Origin of the sequence: Leucobacter sp. M11 (genome assembly GCF_035726885.1) — a bacterium.
Classification (GTDB): Bacteria; Actinomycetota; Actinomycetes; order Actinomycetales; family Microbacteriaceae; genus JAPFRB01.
Map to the genome: position 1 here is coordinate 25848 of NZ_JAPFRB010000001.1, position 1599 is coordinate 27446.

The following is a 1599-nucleotide window of genomic DNA, read 5'->3' on the forward strand; positions in this document are numbered from 1 at the left end:
ACTCCCCCAAGCCCCCCGCCGAGCGGCTCAGCCTCAGCCTCACCGAAATCAACCGCGCGGAGCGCGTCTGGCTGTTCGTCGCCGGAGAGGAAAAACGCGAGGCCTTCCTCGCCGCCGCGGCCGATCGGCCCGCCCCGGGCGAGCGCCCCCGCCCCGGCGCGGCGCTGCCCGCGGCCCCCGCCGCGCGGGTCCGGGGCCGCGCCGAGACGGTGCTCTATGCTGACGACGCGGCGGCTGACCACGCGGCCGCTGACGACGCGGCTGCTGACCACGCGGCCGCCGACAGCGCCACGACGCCCGCGGTCACCCGCTAAGGACGGCCCGACGCGAGATTCCGCGTCGCCCCGGCCGAAGACGAACAACGGCCCGGTCCCCGCGAAACGCGGGGACCGGGCCGTGGTGTTCCGGCACGGGGCCGGGGAGGCGTGCTGCCTAGGCGGGCGCCTTCGTTCCGCGGCGGGTGCGCAGCTGCTGCAGCGCGTCCTCCAGCAGCTCGGCGGCCTCCTCCTCGGTGCGGCGCTCCTTCACATAGGCGAGGTGCGTCTTGTAGGGCTCCGCCTTGAGCAGCTGCGGCGGGTTCTCCTTGTCGCGGCCGGCGGGCAGACCGGACTGCGGGCAGTCAATCTGCTCGGGGATTTCCTCGTCGGGAACGTTCGCCGCGAAGTAGCGAATGGTTTCGTTGCCAACGGCGTCCCAGTAGGAGATTGCGACGCGCTCGGCCTGATAGCCGCGGTCCTGCTCGCCCATGGGGCCCGAGCCGACGCGCGAGCCACGAATTGCGTTACCTGCCATGAAAATACTGCCTGTTCTGCCCGGGGTCGGGCGTACGGACGGGGTGGACCGTTCGGCCCACGGAGGTGCGTGCGGGGTGCTTAGCCTGCGCTGAGGCGGTTCAGCACGCCGAGCACGATGATGACGGTCACCCACACCAGGCCGAGCACGACCGTGATGCGGTTCAGGTTCCGCTCGGCAACGCCGGAGGAACCCAGCGAGGAGCTCATGCCCCCGCCGAACATGTCGGAGAGTCCGCCGCCGCGTCCCTTGTGCATGAGGATGAGCGGGATGATCAGGAGGCTCGTGATGACGAGTACCACCTGCAGGATCACCTGGAGAACGATCACGTGTGTTGGCCTTTCGCTGCCGATTGCGCGCGCGAACGCACACAGGAATTACGAGTATACCGCGGTTCGCCCCGTCGCGTCGGGCGAACCGCGGTCGGAGTCTATCGCCCGACGTGCTTCTCGAAGCGCACGATCCGGGCAAACTCCTCGATCTTGAGGCTCGCCCCGCCCACGAGGGCGCCGTCGATGTTGGGCTCGCGGAGGAAGGACGCCACGTTCTCGCTGACGACCGAGCCGCCGTAGAGCACGCGGGTCGTCTCGGCGGCGTCGTCGCCGAGCGCCTCGCGGATGACCTCGCGGAGCACCGCACAGACCGCCTCGGCCTGCTCGGGGCTGGCCGCCTGGCCGCTGCCGATGGCCCACACGGGCTCGTAGGCGACGACGATCTCCTGGCCCGGCCGCACCGCAGCCAGCGCGGTGCGCAGCTGCTCGGCGGGAATCACGCTCGGCTCGTTCGTCTCCAGGTCCTCGGCGGTCT

The 1599-nt window shown here is 71.0% G+C and carries 4 protein-coding genes; 1 reads left to right on the plus strand and 3 read right to left on the minus strand.

The genetic code is table 11. From position 1 onward, the window contains the following. The coding region (locus tag OOT08_RS00135; RefSeq protein WP_325090577.1) for a 6-phosphogluconolactonase at positions 1–314 on the plus strand (314 nt) is incomplete at its 5' end. Between the two features lie 118 nt (positions 315–432). Here OOT08_RS00135 and OOT08_RS00140 read toward each other — a convergent pair. The 3 genes from OOT08_RS00140 to OOT08_RS00150 form a co-directional block, all read right to left on the minus strand. After that, a complete protein-coding gene (locus tag OOT08_RS00140) occupies positions 433–792 on the minus strand; it encodes an RNA polymerase-binding protein RbpA (protein ID WP_442916137.1) in 360 nt (119 codons plus the stop codon). A gap of 80 nt (positions 793–872) precedes the next feature. Next, positions 873–1121: a preprotein translocase subunit SecG gene (gene secG, locus OOT08_RS00145; protein WP_325090578.1), complete on the minus strand. Its 249-nt coding sequence runs from the start codon at positions 1119–1121 to the stop codon at positions 873–875. Positions 1122–1222: 101 nt separating this feature from the next. Then, positions 1223–1599: triose-phosphate isomerase (locus tag OOT08_RS00150; RefSeq protein WP_325090579.1), on the minus strand; the 377-nt coding region annotated here is incomplete at its 5' end.

Excerpts from the sequence above, each read along its gene's own strand:
- OOT08_RS00140 (WP_442916137.1), bottom strand. The coding sequence starts at position 792 with ATGGCAGGTAACGCAATTCGTGGCTCGCGCGTCGGCTCGGGCCCCATG.